A 21,325-nucleotide genomic window follows, 5' to 3' on the forward strand; every position below is an offset into this window, starting at 1 on the left:
ATGCCGGCGTCGTGCGCTATTAAACTGCTGCGATGTGACGTCTTGATGAAGGTCTTTTATGGCGTCGGGGGTGGGCCGGGGCGGGTCGAGGGTCGCGACTTCCAGGTGTCGTATGCATACCATAGCAGCGAGATCGCGGGGACCATGACCTGGCTTCGCAGCGTTTGCAGGATGCCCAGGCTGGCCAGCGACGCGCTCAGCACGCCGGCGCGCCGGTCCGATGCACTGATTGGATCCACCGTGGACAGCCGCGGCGCTGGAGAAGCCGGTCGCGCGACGATGCGTGAATTTGACGCGGTGAGGTCCAGACGCAGCCTGAACAATCCCTGCTCAGACGCGTACGCTGCGACCGCGTCATCACTGATCGAATGAATGATCAGCACGCTCGCGGTCAGCGAATTGACAATGACTTCGTCCACGCCTTCGCATTGCGAAAGCCGCCGTATGACGTCCTCGAAGTAGGCAACGTCGTGTCGCCGGGTCGGTATCTTGACACGCAATCGACCCGGCAGCACATGGGATAGCTGGGCATCATCCGGCTTCATGTGTTCTGCCCCGACATCGGAGGATGGCCCGCCTCCGGGAATGTCTCGGTCATGACATCACTATCTGACTTTGGCCCGGCGAAAGTCGACGAGCGCGGGGTCTCCAGTTCGGCCCGCGCCTCGGCGATCAGATCTTCAAAGACCTCGGTCATTTCGGCCGCCGCCTCACGACCTCTGTCGAACAGAATCACGCCGGTCTTGATCGCAGATTTCGCCACCGGCTTGGCAACCGTGGCCAACACCGGTAGCACCACCGGAGCCAATACCACAACCCCGACGCCGACCAGCAGACCAGCGAGAAGATTGCCTTTAAGGAAGTCATCGACGCCGTTCATGACATGTCCTCCCAAAGAAACTCATTATAGGCACGAAAAAATTGGCCAGCGGCGCTACCTGGCATCATGCGCTGCTGCTGAGTTTCTCGATGAGAAGAGCGCGCGGAAGCGCGTCGGTCAGGCATCGTCGACGACGATTGCTACTGTCTGAACGCTGAGTCCGCTCGATGTATCGCCTCAACTGAACCGCACATTGCCGATATCGATGGCGACCATCAGCCGGGCGTGGTCGGCGGACAGGTCTTCGTTGCGCATGTAGGCACGACGTCGCGACGGAAGAACGATGCCGTCCGCGGTAATGTGGTCAGAGAGGTACTGGGTCGCCGCAAAGCCGCCCGCGATGTCGACATGATAGTCGTGCCGCCGGACAAGCCTGTCGTCGCCAAAGTAGAAATCCTGCAGTTCGCAATGGCTTTCAATATTGGCTGGAAAACGTACCCGCAATCCCCGCCATGTCTCTGAACCCTCGCGCCATGGTTCGATTTCGGCGACGTCAAAACCAGGCAGCGCCATCAGGAACGGCGTGGTCAGATAGGTCCACAGCGCGTAACCGTTGAAGTAGGCGCGCTGCAACGGATTCCATGCGGAGTCGATGACATGACCAGCGAAGCTGCGCCGTGGGTCCATGAGTTCCTTCACCATTTCTCCGCTGGTTGTTTCGATGGCGATACGTCCGGGCTCGAACGCGGTACGCCAGTTGGATTCGCCAAACGGTGTCACCGAAGCGCGCTCTTCGTGCAGCGATACCGTCATGGTACGCGGCGCCGGATCTTGCACTAGGCCCTTCATCGCCCAAAGTCCGCCACCGGTAACGATACTTGCCGACACTTGACTAAAACGGTTCCACCGGTCGATGCCGCCGTGCGCCTCAAGTACTTCGTCTGCAAAGTTGTTCATTATTCAATCTCCAAAGAGACGGACCGCGAATACTAGCCGGCTCCGGCAGTTGCTTCAGCCTACTGCGGCTGATACGCCGCGGCGGCGGCAATTGCATCCGCCACCTGCTTTGGCCGCGACAGCTGCGGTACGTGGCTCGTCGGCAGTTTTACGATGCGCGCGGAGATTTTCTGGGCCATCGCGCTTTGCAGCGCAGGCTGGATCATGTGATCCTGCTCACTGAGGATGTACCAGGATGGCCTGGTGCGCCATGCGGCAACCGTGGTCTTTTCCTCGAAACTCTTGGCGCTGACGGGCCCCTGTGTTGCCATCATGATCTTCGTCCGCGCCGCTGGCAAATCCTGGGCGAAGTGCCTCGCCATTCCCTCTGCCTTCAGCGTCAGGAAGCCTTGTTGGTCGGCAATGATGAAGCTGGAGCCCTTCGGCTTCGGGTAATCCTTGCCGAGGTCCGCCACAGACTGGCCCTCCGAAGGCGCGAACGCCGAGACATAGACGAGGGCTTTGACGCGCTCATGCTGACCGATTTCCGAGATGACAACGCCACCCCACGAATGTCCGACGAGCACGATCGGTCCGGTCTGCATGTCAAGCGCGCGGCGCGTGGCGGCAACATCATCCGCGAGCGAAGACAGCGGGTTCTGGACCGAAACAACGTTCAGACCTCTGCCCTGGAGCAAGGGGATGACCTTGTCCCAGGATGAACCGTCGGCGAAGGCGCCGTGCACGAGCACGACCGTGGCCTTGCCAGGACTCACATCCGGTGCGGCAACTGCCGGGGCCGCACCAGACACGAGGATGACTGTGGCAGTAAGCGCTGCAGTCTTGGTGATCGATTTCAACGAGTTCATGCGGTGCTCTTTTTGATTAAGTGGATCGCTGGACCGAGGTGGCGAGACCGAGCGAGAAGAGGAGCAGACCAAGGGCAACGGTGCAGGACAATGCAATGCTGTTCATTGGACACCTCGTATATGGTTAATGGCGCGCATCTCAATCTATTCCTGGAAGTGGATTCACCGGTCTAGGATACGGTTCTAGCTCGTGGCCGGAATGACGAATTTCCCTCGTTTCCGGACAAGATGAAAGACATCGGCGGGAACTGGTTGCCATCGCCCGGCAGCATGGACTGATGATCATCGAGGACGGAGCCTACGCGTTCTTGGCCGACGGCGCTCCACCTCCGTTGGCCTCCCTTGCTCCGGAGAGGACGGTTTACGTGTCGAGCTTTTCCAAGAGCATGGCGACGGGGCTGCGGGTCGGCTGCATTTGTGCTCCACTCGAGTGGGTTCCAATACTCGAACGGGCTATTCGGGCAACGACCTGGAATACACCGGCGATCATGACGGCGATTGCCTGCGGATGGCTCGAGGACGGCACCGTGGCTCGGCTCGAAGCCCACAAGCGGCGGGACGCCATGCTGCGTCAGCGTCTTGCAGCGAAAGCTTTGGGGGGACTGAAGCGGGTCAGCCATCCTGCGTCGTACTTCGTCTGGCTGCCTCTGCCGCACGAGGTCCGGGCAGATGCCATTGCGATGGCGTTGATACACGAGCACATTGCCGTGTCGACGGCCCATCCGTTCGCGGTATCAGCGCAGGTGCCTCATGCCATCCGGCTGGCACTCGCATCGGTCAGTCTCTCTACACTGAAGCGGTCTCTGAAAACGGTCGCCAGTGTGGTTGTCGATCAGGCCTACTGATTCGGTGGCCGTGCAGAGTCCGCCGCGAAATGGGGTGGGGTAAGGAGTCCCAGTTGTGCCTCGCCTCCAAGGATGCACTGCTCTATTGCGGATGTCGGGTTACTTTCGGCTCGCTTCCGGCGAAGGGGATTTCATGCTCGCGAAGCTTTTGCAGCGATTTCGTCAGCCTCGCACCGCAGGTGCGATCCGCGGCCAGCAGCAGGATCTCAATGCGCTCCTCGAGTCCTGCGAGTTCGCTATCGCCCGGTGGCCCGATTGCCCTCATTTCCTGGAATTCATTGGCAATGCGCTTCGCCAGCTTGCGCACGAACTTCGGGTCGAGCTGACCGTGCGTACCTGCGTCTTCAATATGCTCGATCAAGCTCCTGAGCCCCTCCGAAGTGGTCTCGGTCACAGGTTGTGTCTCGGGTGTCATAGGAAACTCCAGTTGGCAAGTCAGATCATTCTAGGCACCGATGGACGCGCGGTAGCATGTATTCGCGTGTTCTGTGCCATTCATTCGCGCCAATATGGGTGATACGGCAGCTAGACTCTGTAAGGACTCCCCTGAATTGGCAGTCAAACCATGAAACGCGATTGCGATCTCATACCTAAGACGGCACCGAAGCCCTCGGAGAGGCGGCATCCCGACTCGGCCGTGGACCCGGAGGCGTTGTGGAACGGCAATGAGTTTTATATCAACCGAGAACTCAGCGAACTGGAGTTCTTTGGGCGCATCCTGCAGCAGGCCGCCGATGCCGCGGTGCCGCTACTGGAACGTCTGCGCGCCCTGTGTACGTTCAGCAGCAATCTGGACGAGTTCTACGAGATTCGCGTGGCGGGGCTCAAGGAACAGTGCTTACTCCAGTCGCCGGTGGTCGGTCCGGATGGGCTGACGCCGCAGGTGGTCTATCTCAGGGTCAATCAACGGGTCCGGAAACTGGTCGATCAGCAGTATCGCCTCTTCAATGACGTGCTGATTCCGGCCATGGCCGAGCAGCAGATCTGCTTCTTGCGCCGGCCCTCGTGGAACGCTGGCCAAGCCGCATGGATCCGCGAGTTCTTCTTCGAAGGGCTGATGCCAGTGCTGACGCCGATCGGCTTGGATCCGGCGCATCCATTTCCACGGGTGCTCAACAAGAGCCTGAACTTTGCCGTTGAACTTGACGGCAAGGATGCGTTTGGGCGCAACTCAGGCTATGCGATCGTGCAGGCGCCCCGAGCGTTACCGCGCGTCATTGCACTGCCGGCGGATATTGCCGGATGCGCGCACGGTTTTGTATTTCTCTCCTCCATCTTGCATGCCCATGTCGGCGAACTGTTCAGTGGCATGGCAATTCGCGGCTGTTACCAGTTCCGCGTGACACGCAACAGCGAGCTGTTTGTGGACGAGGAGGAGGTCAAGAACCTGCGCGAGGCCCTGCAGGGGGAATTGCCGCATCGGCATCTTGGTGATGCTGTCCGGCTCGAGGTGGCGGACAACTGCACGCCGGCCATGACCGCGTTCCTGCAGGAACAGTTCGGTCTGGCGGCAAGCGAGGTGTTCTCCGTCAACGGACCGGTCAACCTGGTTCGCTTGATGCAGGTGCCGGATCAATTGGATCGGCCGGACCTGAAGTACCCGCCTTTCCGGCCCGGCGTGCCAAGGGCTTTGCATGAGTGTTCGGACATCTTCAGCGCCATTCGCGATGGCGACATCCTGCTGCATCATCCGTTCCAGTCGTTTGCACCGGTGGTGGATCTGGTCAGACAGGCGGCACACGATCCCGATGTGGTAGCAATCAGCCAGACGGTATATCGCGCCGGACATGATTCGGTCCTGCTTTCGGCGCTTATCGAAGCTGCGCGAAACGGCAAGGAGGTCACCGTGGTGGTGGAACTGCTGGCCCGCTTCGACGAAGAGGCCAACCTCGGTTGGGCCGCACAATTGGAGGACGTCGGCGCGCATGTCGTCTACGGAGTCGTAGGTTTCAAGGCGCACGCCAAGATGGTCATGGTATTGCGACGCGAGGAGGGGAAGCTGCGGCGCTATGTGCATCTCGGAACGGGGAACTATCACAGTCAGACGACGCGCACCTATACGGATTTTGGATTGCTGACATCGAATGAGGCCTTGACGCAGGATGTCGCGCAAGTGTTCAGCCAACTGACCGGCCGCGGGCAAATCCATGGCCTGGCCCATCTCTGGCAATCGCCGTTCACCATGAACAAGGCGCTGCTTGAGGCAATCCGGCGCGAAGCAGGGCATGCCCGGGCTGGCCACAAGGGATGGATAATCGCCAAGATGAATGCATTACTGGCGCCCGATCTGATTCAGGCGCTGTACGATGCCTCACGCGATGGCGTGCAGATTGACCTGATCGTCCGAGGCGCCTGCGCGCTGCGCCCCGGCGTGGCCGGTCTGTCGGAGAACATTGCGGTGAAATCGGTGATGGGCCGGTTTCTCGAGCACTCGCGCGTCTTCTATTTTCACGATGAAGGTGCGGAACGAGTCATGCTGTCCAGTGGTGAATGGATGGAGCGGAGCTTGTTCCGCCGGATAGAGATCTGCTTTCCGATTCTCGATGCCGGGCTGAAGAAACGGGTCATTGCGGAAGGGCTCATGCCGTACCTGACAGACCGCTGCGACAGCTGGCAGATGGCATCGGACGGGAGATACGAGCGTCAGCCCTCGCGTGAGGGCGAGGCTGCGCAAAGTCTCCTGCTGTCAGCCTTGTCATGAGCCAACTCGCGGCTTGGCCGAGGTCTTCCTGGATCGGCCGGTATTTGAACACCGCGCGAATGATGCTATGGTCGCTGGTCCCCAGCTTGTTGTGATCGCTGAAATTGAGGTGATCGTTGCTATGTCCGCGGCCCGTGACCGGCGCAATTGGCATGGACCGGTCGGGCGTATTCAGTCTCGCGAGGTTACTTAGTCAGCCTCGAAGCGCTTGTCGAGGCCCCCGTTACGAAAAGCCTTCCATAGCCTCAGCTTATACCAGTGGTTGAAGAAGTTAGTGCTGGCTCATGGCTATCGCAGAGGGAATGGACAGACCATACTCCATTCACCAACGTCTATTGCTCAGGAGCATGTCATGACCACCCTTTCTGGAAAAGTCGCCTTTGTCACGGGCGGCGCGCGCGGAATCGGCGCAGCCATCGTCCGCCGTCTGGCGCGCGAGGGCGCGACTGTCGCCTTTACGTATCAGCAATCTGCAACGGCCGCCGACGCGCTGGCAGCCGATGTCGAAGCGACCGGTGGTCGCGCACTGGCGATCCAGGCAGATGCTGCTGATCCCGCGGCGCTCACTGGCGCGGTCCACAGCGCCGCACAGCAGTTTGGCAAGATTGACATCCTGGTGAACAACGCTGGTGTGCTGCTGCTGGGCCCGGTCGAGAGCCTCTCGCTGGAGGACTTCGACAAGACGCTTGCTGTCAATGTGCGCGCTGTCTTCGTCGCCGCGAAGGCCGCGCTTGCGCACATGGGCGAGGGCGGTCGCATCATCAATATCGGCAGCACGAATGCCGAGCGGATGCCATTCCCTGGCGGGAGCGCATATGCCATGAGCAAGTCCGCGCTGCTGGGCCTCGTGCAAGGCATGGCCCGCGATCTCGGTCCACGCGGCATTACCGTCAACAACGTCCAGCCGGGTCCGACCGACACCGACATGAATCCGGAAGCCGGCGAGTTTGGCGCCACGATGCACGGCCTCATGGCATTGCAGCGCCACGCGACCCCAGACGAAATCGCTGCGATGGTGGCCTACGTGGCCGGTCCGGAGGCTGGATTCGTCACGGGCGCAAGTCTTACGATCGATGGCGGATTCAGCGCGTGATTCGCAGCAAGATCACGAGACGGCCAGAGTCCGGCCGGCCTGGTGATTGACAAGGAGAGAAGGCGCGGTGGCCAGGTCGAACCCCGATATCGGGCTCCAGCAGCGAAACGTGCCGTAACCCTGCGCGCGCCTTCAGTCCGTTACCGCCCGACGCCGTAGCGCGCGGCAGGCAGGTTGCGCGACAGGTTGGGTACGAGCGCGGCGCGCGCAGCCTCGAACGACTTCCAGTCGGCATCGTCCGGCAACGACGGCACGGTAATCACTTCGCCCTGGTCCAGCCCTGCAAGCGCGGCGTCAACCAGGTCGTCGCCGCTCATGACTATGGATTGCGGCAGGTTCTCGACCGGCTGGCCGGCGGTGTCCCAAAATTCAGTGCGGGTTGCGCCAGGCAAGACGGCCTGGATGCGCACGCCCTTGCCGGCGAGCTCATGCTGCAACGACTGGGAAAAGGCCAGCACGAAGGCCTTGGAGCCGCCGTAGACGCCGTTCAGAACCTCGGGCGCGATCGCCACAGCCGAGGCGATATTGATGATCGTGCCGCGGCCGCGTGCGACGAAGGCCGGGGCGGCGGCATAGGTCAGGCGCGTGAGGGCGGTGATGTTGAGTTCGATCATCGCCTGCATCGTGTCGACATCCGATTCCAGCAGCGGTGCCGCGCCGCCGAAGCCGGCATTGTTGACCAGCGTCGTGATGCTCGCGTCGGTGCGCAAGATCTCTTCGACGCGCAGTACATCGGCTGGCACGCCAAGGTCCGCGGTCACGATCTCGACCGATCGGCCGGTGTCGTCGGAAATGCGGCGGGCCAGCTGTTCCAGCCGCGCGCGGTTGCGCGCCACCAGAATCAGGTCGTGGCCCCTGCGTGCCAGGCGGTGCGCATAGATGGCGCCGATGCCGGAAGACGCACCGGTGATCAGTGCGGTACCCGAATGGTTGTGCGTTGTCATGTCAGATCTCCAGATTGAGGGAGGAAGGGTTCGTGGCGCTCGACACTGGTTCGGCCGGCTGCGTGAAACGTAGATTAGGTGCACAATGGCCATGACACCAATGTCATAGATGCCACTTTTACTGCCACCGCTGCAAGCCTGCCCTGCAGGGCCCCGAGGAGATCGACATGCATCACGTAGCCCTTGCCCTCTATCCCGGCTTCCAGGTGCTGAACCTGGCGGTCTCGACGGTGCTGGAGTTCGCCAACCGCGCGCTTGGAGAGTCGCTGTACAAGGTTCATCTGGTGTCCGAGCATGGCGGAGCCGTATTGAGTTCCGCCGGCTTTTCGGTTGACACTGAGCCCTTTGGCAGGCGTCGCTTCGATACCGTGCTGGTGGTGGGCGACAATGATGTCCTTCCTGCGTCACCCGGCCTGGTGAAGTTCCTGCAACGTGCGGCGCGCACCGCGCGTCGCATCGGTGCGACCTGCACCGGTGCCTTTAACCTGGCTGAGGCCGGGGTGCTGGATGGCCGCCGCGCCACGACGCACTGGTACTACGCTGAACAGTTGCGACGGCGCTTCCCGAGCGTCGGGGTGGAGGAGGACCGCATCTTTATCATCGATGGTCCCGTCTGGACCTCGGCCGGCATGTCGGCCTGCATCGACCTGGCGCTGGCGCTGGTGGAGAAGGATGCAGGTCGCGCGGTGGCACGCGATGTAGCGAAGTCGCTGGTGGTGTACCACCGCCGCGCCGGAGGACAGTCCCAATTCTCGGCACTGCTGGACCTGGAACCGCGCTCTGATCGCATTCGCGCCGCACTGGATTTCGCGCGGCAGAACCTGCAACAGGAGCTTTCGGTGGAACAACTGGCGGACGCCGCGCACCTTAGCCCGCGGCAGTTCGCGCGTGCCTTTCGGGACGAAACGGGACAGACCCCTGCCAAGGCGGTGGAGCATCTTCGCGTGGAGGCGGCCAGGCTGATGATGGAAAGCGGCCGCCATGCCATCGACGTGGTTGCACGCGATACCGGCTTTGGCGACCGCGAACGCATGCGGCGTGCGTTCCTGAGGGCGTTCGGCCAACCGCCGCAGGCGATCCGGCGCATGGCGCGCGGCGACGAATTGCAGGCGGCCTGAATCGTCTGCGCAAAGTGGCCGCCGCGGTGAAGCTGTCAAGCTCCGCGGCCGGGCAAAACAGCTCGATGCTACCGAGCTTCATTCAATTGCCATTTCATTGCTTTGGTCTGCGGCGACACAGTCGCCCTGGCTTAAGCGATGAAGCCATCATATTGGTGCCACTGGCAGAAGTCGCTATCGCCCGTGGCCTTGCGCCACGAGTGGCCGCGAGGCGACGTGCCCCGACCTTGCGGAAGAAGCGGCGGCCCTTATCTGTCTGATCCCAATCCCGTTCACACGCGCGCTTTGTACGCGTTTGTATCACGCCGCGGCAGCGATACGTCATCCGACAAAACGGGCACTCCCGCGCTACGCGGGAGATACGTCGATCCGCTTAAATGCACTCCGTGGCCCGGCAGCGAACCTCGACGAGGTGGTCCTCCGGCCCCGCAATACCCAACGCAGACTCTTAAGGAAATCGATCATGACTACTCATATCGCCAAGCGTTTTATCGTCGCCGTGGCACTGGTTGCCGCTGCAGCCGGTGCGCAGGCCGCCGGACTTTCACATGTGGGTGCGCCAGACCCGTACACCGACGGTTCCCGGTCGGTGCAGGACACACGCAGCCCGTATAGCGATGGCGCACGCAATTTCGACCCGTACACGAACGGTGCGCGCGACGTCGATCCGTTTTACGACGGCGCGCACAGCGTTGCAGGATTGGACCGCACGGGCGCCTCGGCGGACCCGGCTCGCAGTGTCGATCCCTATCTTGACGGCGCCTACGCCTGAAATCCAACCCTGATCTGTTGAACAAAAAAGGAATCCATCATGACCCGTATTGAAAAAGTGCTGTACACCGGCAAAGTCCACATTACCGCAGGCGGACGCGATGGCGAGGCTCGCAGCGATGACGGCAGGCTGCACCTTCATTTGTCGTCGCCTGGCACCAAAGGGCCTGGCACGAACCCGGAGCAATTGCTCGCCACGGGCTGGTCAGCGTGCTTTATCGGCGCGATCGGGCTGGCCGCCGGCAAGATGAAGATCAAGCTGCCGTCCGACCTTTCCGTCGACGCAGAGGTTGACCTCGGCATGGCTGGCGATGCCTATCTGCTGCAGGCCAGGCTCAATGTCCATATCCCCGGCATCGACCGTGAAGTGGCACAGGCGCTGGTGGATACTGCGCACCAGACCTGCCCGTACTCGAAAGCCTTGCGCGGCAACATCCACATCGAAACCAACCTGGTCTGACCTGTACCGTTGACCTGCCGGAGGCAAAACCCTGGGAGGTCATCTTTTGGAAGGAGGCTCCCATGTCGAAGATTGGCACTTCGGTGCAGGCTGCGGCAATGAATATCCCGCCAGGCACGTTCCATGGCATCACGCTGATCGGGGCCGTCGTGGCCGCCGTGACGACATTCCTGACGCTCGCCGCAGCGCTTCCTGCCTGGGCCATGTTCCTTGGCTGGGTCGGATTCAATGCAAGCGCGCAGACGACGCGCGAAGGCGTGGCGAATCTCGCAGCATTCCTGCTCGGCATTGTCTTCGGTGCCGCGACAGGACTGCTGATTGCATGGCTGACGCCGCGCTTCGGTGATCTGTCTACGCCGCTCGCGGTGTTCGGTGATGTGGTCCTCGTGCTGAGTCTGCGCGCGCTGCCACGGATCAACAACCCGCTCGCCTATTTTCTTGGCCTGATCAGCTTCTTTGCCGCGGGCCAGCCGCCATCGCTGAGGCTGCTTGCGGCGCTGGCCGCCGCGGGTGTGCTCGGCGCAATCGGCGCCGGTATCGCCAACGTGCTGCAAGGGCGGCTTGCGCGCGCAGGCTGAGCCGGGTGGGGCGGCCGGCAAGCTGGGGCGCGCGCGAGCGCATTTACCAGCCGCCGCCCAGCGCGCGGAACGTCGCCACCGCCGCGCGCGCGTTGTCAGCGCGCACACGAGCCTGCTGGTCGCGCGCGGCCAGCAGCAGCCGGTCTTCCTCGAGCACTTCGAACAAGCTGACCGCGCCACCCTTGAAGGCCTCCTCTGCCGCGCCGCGCGCGCGGGCATGGGCATCGACTTCGGTGTCCAATTCCGTGCTTTGCAATTCCAGCTGGGTCAGTGCAATGATTGCGTTCTCCACGTCCTCGGTGGCGCGCAGCATGGACTTGCGATAGTTGGCCAGCGCTTCGGCGTTGACGCCCTTGGCTTGCGCCACTTCAGCGTCGACCCGGCCGAAATCGAACAGCCGCCAGCGCAGCCCCGCGATCGCGGCGGGCTGGAATGCTGAAGCGGTGAACAGCTTGCCGGCTGAGAGGCTCTCGAAGCCGAGCAGCGCGGACAACGACAGCTTCGGGTAGTACTCAGCGGTGGCCACGCCGATGCGGGCACTGGATGCAGCCAGCTTCCGCTCGGCGGCAATCACGTCCGGGCGGCGTTGCAGCAGGTTGGCCGGGCCCTGCGCCACGGAGACTTGCGGTACGGCCGTGCGCTGCGCCGGCGCCCGTAGTTCCGCTGCATAAGTGCCAGGGTGCGCGCCCATCAATACATCGAGCCGGTTCAGCTGCGTTTCCAGTTCGATCTGCAGCGGCGGGATGGTTACGCGAGTCTGTGCCAGTTGCGCTTCGGCCTGGGCCCGTTCCCGCTGTGCGCCGATGCCATCGGCCAGCCGCAACTGCACCAGTTCAAGAAGTTTTGCGTTGGTCCGTACCTGCTGTTGCGCGATGGCAATGCGCTGCTGTGCGCCGCGCACGCGAAAGTAGGCATCGGCCGCTTCGGCGGCCACCAGCACGCGCACGCCAAGGTGCTCGGCTTCTGCGGCCTGGGCCTCCGCGCTGGCGGCTTCCGCGCCGCGGCGCAGGCCGCCGGCCACGTCGATCTCCCAGCTCGCCCCCACGCCCGCGCTGTACAGCGTCGAATTGCGGTCAAAGCCAGGCAGGTGCTTGCCGAGGCTGCCCAAGGGTCCTTCCAGGGACTGGCGCTGCTTGCTCACGCTGCCGGACAAGGCTGCCTGCGGCAGCAATTCCGCGCCCGCGTGGTTTGCTGCGGCGCGCGCCTGGTCGACCCGCGCAATGGCCGCTGCCAGGTCGAGGTTCTGCTCCAGCGCGCGATGGATGATCCGTGTTAGCGCGGCGTCCTCAAAACCGAGCCACCAGCGGTCCAGCGCCGGCGCCGGCTGGGTAGCTTCCCGAGCGTCCAGCGCCGCTGCGTGCGCGTAGGCAGCGGGCATATCCGAGGGCGGGGCGTGGTAATCGGGGCCGACAGCGCAGGCTGCCAGGCTGGCGGCGACGGTGGCCGCAAGCAGTTTGGGGAGGACGTGGATACCAGCGCGGACGCGCCGGAGCGCGGGGCGTGAGTGACTTTGCAGCATGACGGACACCTTTCAACAGCGACGAATACAGCACAAGCTAAAAACTAACTTGCAAGATGATAGTTACTACTCTAGACTAACTTTCAAATTGATAGCAACTACATTTTGCGAGGAAGCCGATCATGCTGAGAAAGCCGCTTGCTGAAATGCCGTGTCCGATCGCACGCACGGTCGCCCGCGTTGCCGACCACTGGAGCGTGTTGATCCTGCGCGAAGCGTTCTATGGGGTGACCCGCTTCGACGAGTTCCAGCAGAACCTCGATATCGCTCCCAATATGCTGACCCGCCGGCTGAACTCGCTGGTGGACGAGGGCATGTTGGTGCGGCGTCAGTACTGTGACCGGCCGCCCCGTTCCGAGTACCTCCTGACCGAGCGGGGCCGCGATTTCCGGCCCGTCCTGCTGGCCATGCTGGCCTGGGGCAACAAGCATCTCGCGCCCGAGGGCGAAAGCGTGCAACTGGCGAACCGGAGCACCGGCGAGCGTGTCGAGCCGGTACTGGTGGATGCCGCCAGCGGGCGCCCCATCACCGACGCCGACTACCACATTGCTCCCGGCCCGGCGGCGACCGACCGGGTGCGGCGGCGGCTCAACCGTTCAGCCGAGGCTTGATTCCAGTTCCCCTCCCATAGCGCCTGCCAGGCGCGGTAAGTCGTGAAAGCAGAAAGGAAGTGCCATGAGCAGTAACACGCTGATTGAACGGGCGGGTACCGAACCCGTACCCGCGTCCAAATCCAAGGCCAGCCCCAAGCGGCTGCTGGCGACCGGCGCGCTGGTTGTCGCCGGATTGGCCGGGATCGGGTACGGCTACCACTGGTGGACATCGGCTCGCTACCTGCAGAGTACCGACGACGCCTACGTCGGCGGCGATGTTACGGTGATTGGCGCCAAGGTCGGTGGCTACATCGCGGCAGTCGCGGTGACGGACAACCAGACGGTCCATGCGGGCGATGTGCTGGTCCGCATCGACGACCGCGATTACCGTGCCGCACTGGCCAAGGCCGAAGGCGCCGTGGCCGCGCAACAGGCACTGCTGGCAAATCTTGACGCCACCGCGCGCCTGCAAGAGGCGGTCATTGCACAGGCCAGGGCCGGCATCACGGCCGCCAATGCCGACACCGTACGGGCGCGCGATGACCAGGTGCGCTATGCCAGCCTGGTGGCGAAGGCGGCGGTTTCCATCCAGAGCTCTCAGAAAGCGGATTCGGACTATAAGCAGGCGCAGGCCAACGGCGACAAGGCGCATGCCGCGCTGCTGGCCGCGCAACGCCAGCTTGAGGTGATTGGCACGCAGAAGCAGCAGGCGCAGGCATCGTTGGCACAGGCCATCGCCGAGCGCGACATCGCGAAGTTAAACCTGGGTTATACCGAACTGCGCGCGCCCGTGGACGGCACCGTGGGTAACCGGCGCGCCCGGGTGGGTGCCTTTGCCGGTGCCGGCAGCCAGTTGCTGTCCATCGTGCCGGCCAGCGGGCTGTGGGTGGATGCGAACTTCAAGGAAGGGCAACTGGCGCACATGCGCCCCGGCATGCCGGTCGAAATTGAAGCCGATGTGCTGCCTGGGCGGGTCTTCCATGGCCACGTGGCCAGCGTGGCCCCGGCCACCGGTGCACAGTTCAGCGTGTTGCCGCCGGAGAATGCCACCGGCAACTTCACCAAGATCGTCCAGCGCGTGCCGGTGCGGATCCGGCTGGATGAGCAAGATGCCCGGCTTGGCGTGCTGCGCCCGGGCCTGTCGGTCGTCGCCCAGGTCAACACACAGCCTGGCAAGCAGGTGCAGTGATGACAACGGCCAGCCTGACCCGCCCCGCGTCCGCCCTGGTGGCGACACCGGACGCGATGTCCACCGGCGCCAAGGTTTTTGCCTTTGGCACGATGTGCGTGGGCATGTTTATCGCCTTGCTGGATATCCAGATCGTATCCGCCTCGCTGCGCGATATCGGCGGCGCGCTCTCGGCCGGCGCCGATGAAACCGTCTGGGTGCAGACCAGCTACCTGATTGCCGAGATCATCGTCATTCCCTTGTCCGGCTGGCTGTCGCGCGTGATGTCGACGCGCTGGCTGTTCGCCGCCTCCGCGGCGGGCTTCACGGTAACCAGCCTGCTGTGCGGGGTGGCGTGGGACATCAACAGCATGATCGTGTTCCGGGCGCTGCAGGGTTTCCTGGGCGGCTCGATGATCCCGATGGTGTTCACCACCGCCTTTGCCTTCTTCAGCGGCCCCCAGCGCGTCATCGCCGCCGCCACCGTCGGCGGACTGGCCTCGCTGGCGCCGACGCTGGGGCCCACCATCGGCGGCTGGATCACCGATCACTATTCCTGGCACTGGCTGTTCTTCATCAACCTGGTGCCCGGAATCTTCGTCACCATCGCCGTGCCGCTGCTGGTCAAGGTCGACCGGCCCAACTGGTCGCTGGTGCGCGGTGCCGACTACCTGGGCATGGGCCTGCTGGCGCTGTTCCTGGGCTGCCTCGAATACACGCTGGAAGAAGGGCCGCGCTGGGACTGGTTCGGCGACGACGTGATCCTGGCCACCGCCTGGATCGCCGGCCTGTCGGGCGTGGGCTTCATCTGGCGCACGCTGACCTATGCCAACCCCGTGGTGGACCTGCGCGCGCTCAAGGAACGGAACTTCGCGCTTGGCTGTTTCTTCTCCTTTGTCACCGGCATCGGCATCTTTGCGACCATCTACCTGACCCCGCTGTTCCTGGGGCGCGTGCGCGGCTTCAGTGCACTGGATATCGGGCTGGCGGTGTTCTCCACCGGCGTGTTCCAGATGGCGTCGATTCCGCTCTATGCCTTCCTGGCGAACCGGATCGACCTGCGCTGGCTGATGATGATCGGACTCGCGTTGTTCGCGGTGTCGATGTGGTACTTCGCGCCCATCACGCACGACTGGGGCGCGGCTGAACTACTGTTGCCGCAAGCGCTGCGCGGCATGGCCCAGCAGTTCGCGGTGGCGCCCACCGTGACGCTGACGCTTGGCAGCCTGCCGCCAGAGCGCCTCAAGCTCGCGTCGGGCCTGTTCAACCTGATGCGCAACCTGGGCGGGGCCATCGGCATCGCGGTCTGTGCAACCGTGCTCAACAATCGCGGCAACCTGCACTTCATGCGCGAGGCCGAGCACCTGAACATCCGCAACGAAGCGATGGGGAACCTGCTGCAGGGGGTCAGCGATCAGTTTGTGGCAGCCGGGCACGATGCCCTCGATGCGCAGACCGCGGCGCTGAGGCAACTGTGGGGGCTGGCCTGGCGCGCGGCGCAGACGCAGACCTTTGGCGACATCTTCCTGCTGATCCTGATCTGCTTCGTCGTCGCCACAGCCATGGTGCCGCTGATGCGCAAGGTTGCAGCGCCGAAGGGTCCGTCGGCAGATGCACATTGAAGGGGCAGACCATGAAATCCAGCCTATGCAAGATGTTCCTGTCAGTCGCACTGCTCGCGGGCAGCGCCGCTACCGTGTACGCGGGCGAACGCCCGCGCGATACCGGCGTTGCGTGCGCCCGTGCGGCCAATGCGTATTGCAATGTTCCAGATGCGGGTAGCAGGCCAATGCCGCAAGTCGTGCTGCTGGGAGAGTCCGATTGACTGGCGTGCGAGTCCTTCAGCCGGGCTGCTTTGTATCCGCGTATGGCGCAATCGCGGATCGATACACAGCGATACAAATCCCCTGAAATCCGACACATGCCGCTTGCCATGCCCTCCTAGACTCATGCTCACATTGATCACGCAAACAGGAGAAGAAGATGTCGAAGACAGTCGATCTACCTCGCCGAGGCTTTCTGGGTGCAGCGGCAGCGACGCTGGCCACCGCGCCGTTCGGGCTGCCGCAGGCCGCCCGCGCGCAAACCGGTGTGTCGAAGGCGCCGCCGCTGCCCTTGACCACGCCGGGCACCCATGCCAGCTTCGCGCCGGTCAAGCACCTCAACGCCGGCGTGCTCAATATCGGCTACGCCGAGGCCGGCCCTGCCGCCGGGCCCGTTGCGCTGCTGCTGCACGGCTGGCCCTATGATATCCACAGCTTTGTCGACGTGGCACCGCTGCTGGCGGCCCGCGGCTATCGGGTGATCATTCCCCACCTGCGTGGCTTTGGCTCGACGTCCTTCCTGTCTGCCGACACCATGCGCAACGGCCAGCCCGTGGCGATCGCCGCCGACATGATCGCGCTGATGGACGCGCTGAAGATCCGCAACGCCGTGGTGGCAGGCTTTGACTGGGGCGCGCGCACCGCGGACATCATGGCGGCGATTTGGCCGGACCGCTGCAGGGGGCTGGTCTCGGTCAGCGGCTACCTGATCGGCAACCAGGCAGCCGGCAAGCAGCCGCTACCGCCTGAGGCCGAGCTCCAGTGGTGGTACCAGTTCTATTTCGCCACCGATCGGGGCCGCGCCGGCTACCAGAAGTACACGCACCAGTTCGCCAGGCTGATCTGGAAACTGGCATCGCCGCAATGGCAGTTCGATGATGCGACGTTCCATCGCAGCGCCGCCGCCTTCGACAATCCCGACCACGTCGACATCACCATTCACAACTACCGCTGGCGGCAGGGGTTGGCCAGCGGGGAAGCCAGGTTCGACGACTTCGAGAAGCGGCTCGCCACGGCGCCAGCCATCGGCGTGCCCACCATCACCATGGAAGGCGACGCCAACGGTGCGCCGCACCCCGAGCCGAGCGCCTATGCCAGCAAGTTCACGGGCCCCTACGAGCACCGGAACCTGACGGGTGGGATCGGCCACAACCCGCCGCAGGAAGCGCCCACCGAGTTTGCGCAGGCGGTGCTCGATGTGGACAGGCGCTGACGAAAGCAGGGGGCGCAATGCGCAGATTGCTGATACTGGCTGCCATGGCGCTGTCGGCGCTGGCATCGGAGGTGGGCGGCTCAGGCCATCGGTGCGCATGGTCGGGCATGCCCCGGACCATGCGCCCGGATAAGCGGGCTCGAAACAAGGGCGGCCCGGGCGCTGAGGGCATTGCCATGCCTCAGCGCCCGCCGCCGCCCGCCTGGGGCGCTCAGCGCAGCAACCTGAACGCTGCGCGCAGCTCTTGAGCGAACCGCTGCGGCTCTTCCCGTGCCGCGAAGTGGCCTCCCTTGTCGGCCTTGTTGAAGGAGGTCAGCCCGGGGTAGTGTAGGAAACCGGAATTAGCCGCGGTGCATAGTCGATGTAGCCCTCCGCGCCCTGCGTGAACCATGTACCGAAGTTGTCCTCGGCAAGTGCTTGACCCTTAGCGAAGCGCGTCGGAAGATCCGGGTTAGCGATGAACGGACGACCGAAGGTAATCGCATCGGCGCCTCCACTCGCAACGTCCGTCCGAGCTCGATCGAAGTCGTAATCCGAGTTTAAGATCAGCACCCCGTTGAATGCGCTGCGGATCGCCGGCGCAAACGGCGGCCGGTCCGATGCGCCAAAGCTGCCATCAAGCGGCGGCTCGCGCAGTTCGAGGTGCGCGATGCCGATCGCCGACAACGCCTCGGCAGCCGCCATGAATACGGGTTCCGGATTGCTGTCGCGTACGCCCTGATCCGTTCCGTTAGGCGTGAGGCGCACGCCGGTGCGATCGCCGCCCACCGTATCCGCGACGACTTGCGTCACCTCGCGCAGCAGCCTCACACGGTTGGCAATCGAACCGCCGTAAGCGTCGTTGCGAAAGTTCGTGCCGTCGCGCAGAAACTGATCGATCAGATAGCCGTTCGCGGCGTGGATCTGCACGCCGTCGAAGCCGGCTCGCATCGCGTTTCGCGCGGCGTGCCGAAAGTCATCGAGCAGCGCCGGGATTTCGTCCGTGCGTAGTGGACGAGCACCCGTGTATGGTTGTTTGCCTGAGTAAGTGTGCGCGTGACCGGGGGCGGTCGTCGCGGATGCCGACACGGGCTGCGCGCCATCGACGAAGCTCGGATGTACGACGCGGCCCATATGCCATAACTGGGCAATGATCCGGCCGCCGGCGCGATGCACGGCTTCAGTCACCCTGCGCCATCCCGCGATTTGCGCCGTTGACCAGAGGCCAGTCGCGTACGGCCACCCAAGCCCTTGTTGCGTGATCCCGATTGCTTCACTGATGATTAGCCCGGCGCCAGCACGTTGTGCGTAGTAATCAGCCATCATTGGCGTGGGAATGTGGTCTCGGGTGCCCCGGGCGCGTGTCATTGGGGCCATCAGAATGCGATTCGGGGCATCGATCGCGCCGAGTCGGATCGGATCAAAAAGAGTTGGCATGAAGGGCTCCTGTGATCAGCTGTTCAGACTAGGCGCGAGCCACCGTCGAGATTGAGCGTTGCGCCGTTCATCCAGCCGTTGGTCATCAGAAACAGGACGCCCGCGCCGGCTTCCTCGGGGGTGCCGAGGCGATGCAGCGGCAACGAGTTCCGCATCGAAGCCACGACCGCGTCTCGGTTCTCACCGAGCGACTTGGAAAGGATCGGCGTGTCGATGGGGCCCGGCGACAAGGTGTTGACGCGGACTGGCGCCAGTTCCAGCGCGAGGCCGCGGGCAAGGGCTTCCATGGCGGCGGAAGCAGCGGCGAGCACTGCCGTGCCATACGCGTTGGGGCGATCGGCGAGGGCGCCCGAGATCAGCGTGATCGAACCGTCCGGGCTCAAACGGTCGCCCAGCGCGCGGACTGCGTGGATGGCCGCCCAGATCCGCTCGTCGAAGGCACGGTGCAAATAGGCGATCTCGGCTTCGCGAACCTGGCCGGCCACGAAGGTGCCCGCCAGCAGCACGAGGTGATCGACCTGGGGAATGTCGCGCAGGGCCGCTTCGACAGCGGCGCCATCCGTGACGTCAGCCGCGCGCCAGCCGTCGAAGCCGTGCTGCGCGGCCGTTTTCTCCACACTCGTTGCGTCGCGCCCGACCACAATGACATTCGCGCCGGCTGTCTTTGCCTGGATCGCAGCCGACCGGCCGATGCCCGAGGAGCCGCCGAAAATGACGACCGTCTTGCCGTCGAGTCGATTGGACAGAGGGACGGCGTTGGGTGTGCTGTTCATGATGATCTCCGTGAGCGACGCCACGGCGGCGTCGATGGAGACGAGAATAAATTGAAGCGCGCGCCTTGATAATCAGGCCAGAATTCGCTTTAATAGTTCCATTATGGAACAAATCGGACTAGAACGGCTGACGGGCCTCATCGCCTTCGCGCGGGCGGCCTCGCTTGGCAGCTATACCGCTGCTGCGCGAGCGTTGTCGGTTTCGCCCTCAGCGGTGAGTAAAAGCGTCCAGCGCCTTGAGCAGCATTTCGGCCTGAAGCTGTTCAGCCGCACCACCCGCTCGCTGACACTAACGCCCGAAGGGCGCGATTTATTCGAGCGCGCGCAGCGCCTGCTGCGTGAAGCAGAAGGTATTGAGCAGGCGATGGTTGCCGCGCGTGCCGAGCCGGCTGGCACGCTGAAGGTTACGGCGCCGCTGCCGGTCGGCGTTCATATTCTCGCGCCCCAACTGCCGCGCTTTCGCGCGCAATATCCGAAGCTCGACGTCGACCTGCGTCTCGGCGACCGATACGTCGATCTCATCGAGGAGGGTGTCGATATCGCGATCCGTGCAGGCGATCCGGGCGATTCAAGGATGATCTCCCGCTACCTCGCACCGCACCGGATTTGCGCGTTCGCATCGCCCGAGTATCTTCATCGACGCGGCACGCCGCAGCATCCCGATGAGCTCGTCGGTCACGAATGCGTGAACTTCAGGTATCAGAGCACCGGGCAGGCGGCGAGATGGCCGTTCCGTCTCGGCGACAAGGTGCTCGAGATCGCTCCCGATGCGGGCATTACGATCGACGTGAGCGACGCAGTCGCGGCTACGCTCGTGGCGAACGGCGGTATCGGCATTTCGGCGACGTATATCGCCGCGCCGTTCGTCGAGCGCGGTGAACTCGTGCCCCTGATGTACGAGCTGGCGCATGACCTCTTTCCGCTAACCGCACTATGGCCAGAAAGCCGGCGCGGGAATCCGAACGTGAAGGCTTTCGTTGCGTTTCTCGGGGAGATTTTTTCTGCGCCAACGCCTTGGGATCAATGCATCGCTCAGGCGGCGCGTTCGCAAAGGCCAATCAGGTAGCGTGTGTTATGCGTTGAGCCTTGCTTGCCGCATTAATGCAGAGCCTCCCACCGCGACTCTTCCAACGACCGCTTATCGGCAATGTGTATGGCGCTGCGCGCCAGGCTATTCGGGATTTCAGCGCATGATAATATTCGCATGCGAACGAAATCTCATCCTTATGACGCACCAGATATGGAACATCGCCTCGTCTACCTGTTGAACGTGGGCCAGCGGCGCCTGCACCGGTGGTTACAAGCGCGCACTGCCGCGGGTGGCGTGACATCAGCCCAGGCCGGACTGCTTTTCTTCCTGGGCAGCAACGACGGCGCGCTGACAAGCGAGGCTGCCGCGGCGCTGGACCTGGGCGCGCCCGGGATGAGCGGCTTGGCGGAGCGGACCGAAAGGGCCGGCCTGATCGAGCGCCGGCCGGACGAGAACGATGGCCGTGCCTCGCGCCTGTGGCTGACAGAGGCAGGGCGCCTGGCGCGCCAGCGTTCCAAGGCGAGCATGAAGGCATTGAACACCAGGCTGACTGAAGGTTTCACCGCCGCCGAGATCGACGTGGTGGCGCGCTGGCTGACCAGCCTGCAGACAAAGTTTCCGACCGCGGACGAGGGCGAGGTGTAGCCTGGCAGCG

21 protein-coding genes and 2 pseudogenes are annotated in these 21,325 nt (G+C 63.5%); 13 read left to right on the forward strand and 10 right to left on the reverse strand.

Translation table 11 applies throughout. The features are described from left to right. Positions 1 to 56: 56 nt before the first annotated feature. The 4 genes from ACOCMH_RS06930 to ACOCMH_RS06945 all read right to left on the reverse strand — a co-directional run bounded on the left by ACOCMH_RS06930 (position 57) and on the right by ACOCMH_RS06945 (position 2,625). Positions 57 to 545, reverse strand: a complete 489-nt coding sequence (locus ACOCMH_RS06930; protein ID WP_427306165.1) for an HMA2 domain-containing protein — start codon at positions 543 to 545, stop codon at positions 57 to 59. Then, positions 542 to 880 (reverse strand): DUF5132 domain-containing protein, encoded by a 339-nt coding sequence (locus ACOCMH_RS06935; RefSeq protein WP_427306166.1) that lies wholly within the window; start codon positions 878 to 880, stop codon positions 542 to 544. Before ACOCMH_RS06935 ends, ACOCMH_RS06930 begins: the two co-directional genes overlap by 4 nt. 177 nt (positions 881 to 1,057) lie before the next feature. Beyond that, entirely contained in the window at positions 1,058 to 1,777 is a 720-nt protein-coding gene (locus ACOCMH_RS06940; protein ID WP_427306168.1) for a hypothetical protein, read from the reverse strand. 59 nt (positions 1,778 to 1,836) lie between these two features. Further along, entirely contained in the window at positions 1,837 to 2,625 is a 789-nt protein-coding gene (locus tag ACOCMH_RS06945; RefSeq protein ID WP_427306169.1) for an alpha/beta fold hydrolase, read from the reverse strand. A gap of 239 nt (positions 2,626 to 2,864) precedes the next feature. On the opposite strand from ACOCMH_RS06945, the pseudogene ACOCMH_RS06950 reads away from it, so the two are divergent. Then, positions 2,865 to 3,470 (forward strand): annotated as a pseudogene (locus ACOCMH_RS06950) (aminotransferase class I/II-fold pyridoxal phosphate-dependent enzyme); the annotation flags it as partial. 82 nt (positions 3,471 to 3,552) lie between these two features. On the opposite strand, the gene ACOCMH_RS06955 reads toward ACOCMH_RS06950, so the two are convergent. Continuing rightward, a complete protein-coding gene (locus ACOCMH_RS06955) occupies positions 3,553 to 3,885 on the reverse strand; it encodes a hypothetical protein (RefSeq protein WP_427306170.1) in 333 nt (110 codons plus the stop codon). 150 nt (positions 3,886 to 4,035) lie between these two features. On the opposite strand from ACOCMH_RS06955, the gene ppk1 reads away from it, so the two are divergent. Together ppk1 and ACOCMH_RS06965 are read left to right on the forward strand one after the other, a co-directional pair. After that, positions 4,036 to 6,171, forward strand: a complete 2,136-nt coding sequence (ppk1, locus tag ACOCMH_RS06960; RefSeq protein ID WP_427306171.1) for a polyphosphate kinase 1 — start codon at positions 4,036 to 4,038, stop codon at positions 6,169 to 6,171. 352 nt (positions 6,172 to 6,523) lie between these two features. Beyond that, on the forward strand, positions 6,524 to 7,264 hold the full coding sequence (locus tag ACOCMH_RS06965) for an SDR family oxidoreductase (protein WP_427306172.1): 741 nt from the start codon (positions 6,524 to 6,526) through the stop codon (positions 7,262 to 7,264). Between the two features lie 140 nt (positions 7,265 to 7,404). On the opposite strand, the gene ACOCMH_RS06970 is transcribed toward ACOCMH_RS06965, so the two are convergent. Continuing rightward, the gene (locus ACOCMH_RS06970; protein ID WP_427306173.1) at positions 7,405 to 8,208 is read right to left on the reverse strand and encodes an SDR family NAD(P)-dependent oxidoreductase; all 804 of its coding nucleotides are present in this window, start codon (positions 8,206 to 8,208) and stop codon (positions 7,405 to 7,407) included. Positions 8,209 to 8,375: 167 nt separating this feature from the next. Here ACOCMH_RS06970 and ACOCMH_RS06975 point away from each other — a divergent pair, with 167 nt between their 5' ends. The 4 genes from ACOCMH_RS06975 (at position 8,376) to ACOCMH_RS06990 (ending at position 11,135) form a co-directional block, all read left to right on the forward strand. Further along, complete coding sequence (locus tag ACOCMH_RS06975; RefSeq protein WP_427306174.1) at positions 8,376 to 9,326, forward strand: GlxA family transcriptional regulator; 951 nt, start codon at positions 8,376 to 8,378, stop codon at positions 9,324 to 9,326. A 463-nt stretch (positions 9,327 to 9,789) separates the two neighbouring features. Beyond that, positions 9,790 to 10,098, forward strand: a complete 309-nt coding sequence (locus tag ACOCMH_RS06980; protein WP_427306175.1) for a hydroxyquinol 1,2-dioxygenase — start codon at positions 9,790 to 9,792, stop codon at positions 10,096 to 10,098. A 39-nt stretch (positions 10,099 to 10,137) separates the two neighbouring features. After that, a complete protein-coding gene (locus ACOCMH_RS06985; protein WP_306855239.1) occupies positions 10,138 to 10,557 on the forward strand; it encodes an organic hydroperoxide resistance protein in 420 nt (139 codons plus the stop codon). Positions 10,558 to 10,619: 62 nt separating this feature from the next. Next, complete coding sequence (locus ACOCMH_RS06990; protein ID WP_427306176.1) at positions 10,620 to 11,135, forward strand: DUF1097 domain-containing protein; 516 nt, start codon at positions 10,620 to 10,622, stop codon at positions 11,133 to 11,135. Between the two features lie 43 nt (positions 11,136 to 11,178). Here ACOCMH_RS06990 and ACOCMH_RS06995 read toward each other — a convergent pair whose 3' ends face one another. Next, entirely contained in the window at positions 11,179 to 12,654 is a 1,476-nt protein-coding gene (locus tag ACOCMH_RS06995; RefSeq protein WP_427306177.1) for an efflux transporter outer membrane subunit, read from the reverse strand. 122 nt (positions 12,655 to 12,776) lie between these two features. Between ACOCMH_RS06995 and ACOCMH_RS07000 the strand changes: the two genes are divergently transcribed. From ACOCMH_RS07000 to ACOCMH_RS07015, 4 genes are all read left to right on the forward strand, one after another. Further along, positions 12,777 to 13,265, forward strand: coding sequence for a winged helix-turn-helix transcriptional regulator (locus ACOCMH_RS07000; protein WP_427306178.1), 489 nt, complete (start codon positions 12,777 to 12,779; stop codon positions 13,263 to 13,265). Between the two features lie 64 nt (positions 13,266 to 13,329). Next, positions 13,330 to 14,436, forward strand: a complete 1,107-nt coding sequence (locus ACOCMH_RS07005) for an HlyD family secretion protein (protein ID WP_427306179.1) — start codon at positions 13,330 to 13,332, stop codon at positions 14,434 to 14,436. Beyond that, positions 14,436 to 16,037, forward strand: a complete 1,602-nt coding sequence (locus tag ACOCMH_RS07010; RefSeq protein ID WP_427306180.1) for a DHA2 family efflux MFS transporter permease subunit — start codon at positions 14,436 to 14,438, stop codon at positions 16,035 to 16,037. Before ACOCMH_RS07005 ends, ACOCMH_RS07010 begins: the two co-directional genes overlap by 1 nt. Before the next feature lie 361 nt (positions 16,038 to 16,398). After that, positions 16,399 to 17,451: an alpha/beta fold hydrolase gene (locus ACOCMH_RS07015; RefSeq protein WP_427306181.1), complete on the forward strand. Its 1,053-nt coding sequence runs from the start codon at positions 16,399 to 16,401 to the stop codon at positions 17,449 to 17,451. A gap of 211 nt (positions 17,452 to 17,662) precedes the next feature. Here ACOCMH_RS07015 and ACOCMH_RS07020 read toward each other — a convergent pair. The 3 genes and pseudogenes from ACOCMH_RS07020 to ACOCMH_RS07030 all read right to left on the reverse strand — a co-directional run. Beyond that, positions 17,663 to 17,776, reverse strand: a pseudogene (locus ACOCMH_RS07020) (alpha/beta hydrolase); the annotation flags it as partial. After that, the gene (locus ACOCMH_RS07025) at positions 17,764 to 18,867 is read right to left on the reverse strand and encodes an alkene reductase (RefSeq protein WP_427306182.1); all 1,104 of its coding nucleotides are present in this window, start codon (positions 18,865 to 18,867) and stop codon (positions 17,764 to 17,766) included. The pseudogene ACOCMH_RS07020 and the gene ACOCMH_RS07025, both read right to left, overlap by 13 nt. Positions 18,868 to 18,890: 23 nt before the next feature. Continuing rightward, the gene (locus tag ACOCMH_RS07030) at positions 18,891 to 19,640 is read right to left on the reverse strand and encodes an SDR family oxidoreductase (protein WP_427306183.1); all 750 of its coding nucleotides are present in this window, start codon (positions 19,638 to 19,640) and stop codon (positions 18,891 to 18,893) included. Positions 19,641 to 19,743: 103 nt separating this feature from the next. Between ACOCMH_RS07030 and ACOCMH_RS07035 the strand changes: the two genes are divergently transcribed. Beyond that, complete coding sequence (locus ACOCMH_RS07035) at positions 19,744 to 20,706, forward strand: LysR family transcriptional regulator (protein WP_427306184.1); 963 nt, start codon at positions 19,744 to 19,746, stop codon at positions 20,704 to 20,706. Positions 20,707 to 20,880: 174 nt separating this feature from the next. Then, on the forward strand, positions 20,881 to 21,315 hold the full coding sequence (locus ACOCMH_RS07040) for a MarR family winged helix-turn-helix transcriptional regulator (RefSeq protein ID WP_427308392.1): 435 nt from the start codon (positions 20,881 to 20,883) through the stop codon (positions 21,313 to 21,315). Positions 21,316 to 21,325 lie beyond the last annotated feature (10 nt).

This window comes from Cupriavidus sp. H39 (assembly GCF_050271075.1).
Taxonomy (GTDB): domain Bacteria; phylum Pseudomonadota; class Gammaproteobacteria; order Burkholderiales; family Burkholderiaceae; genus Cupriavidus; species Cupriavidus necator_B.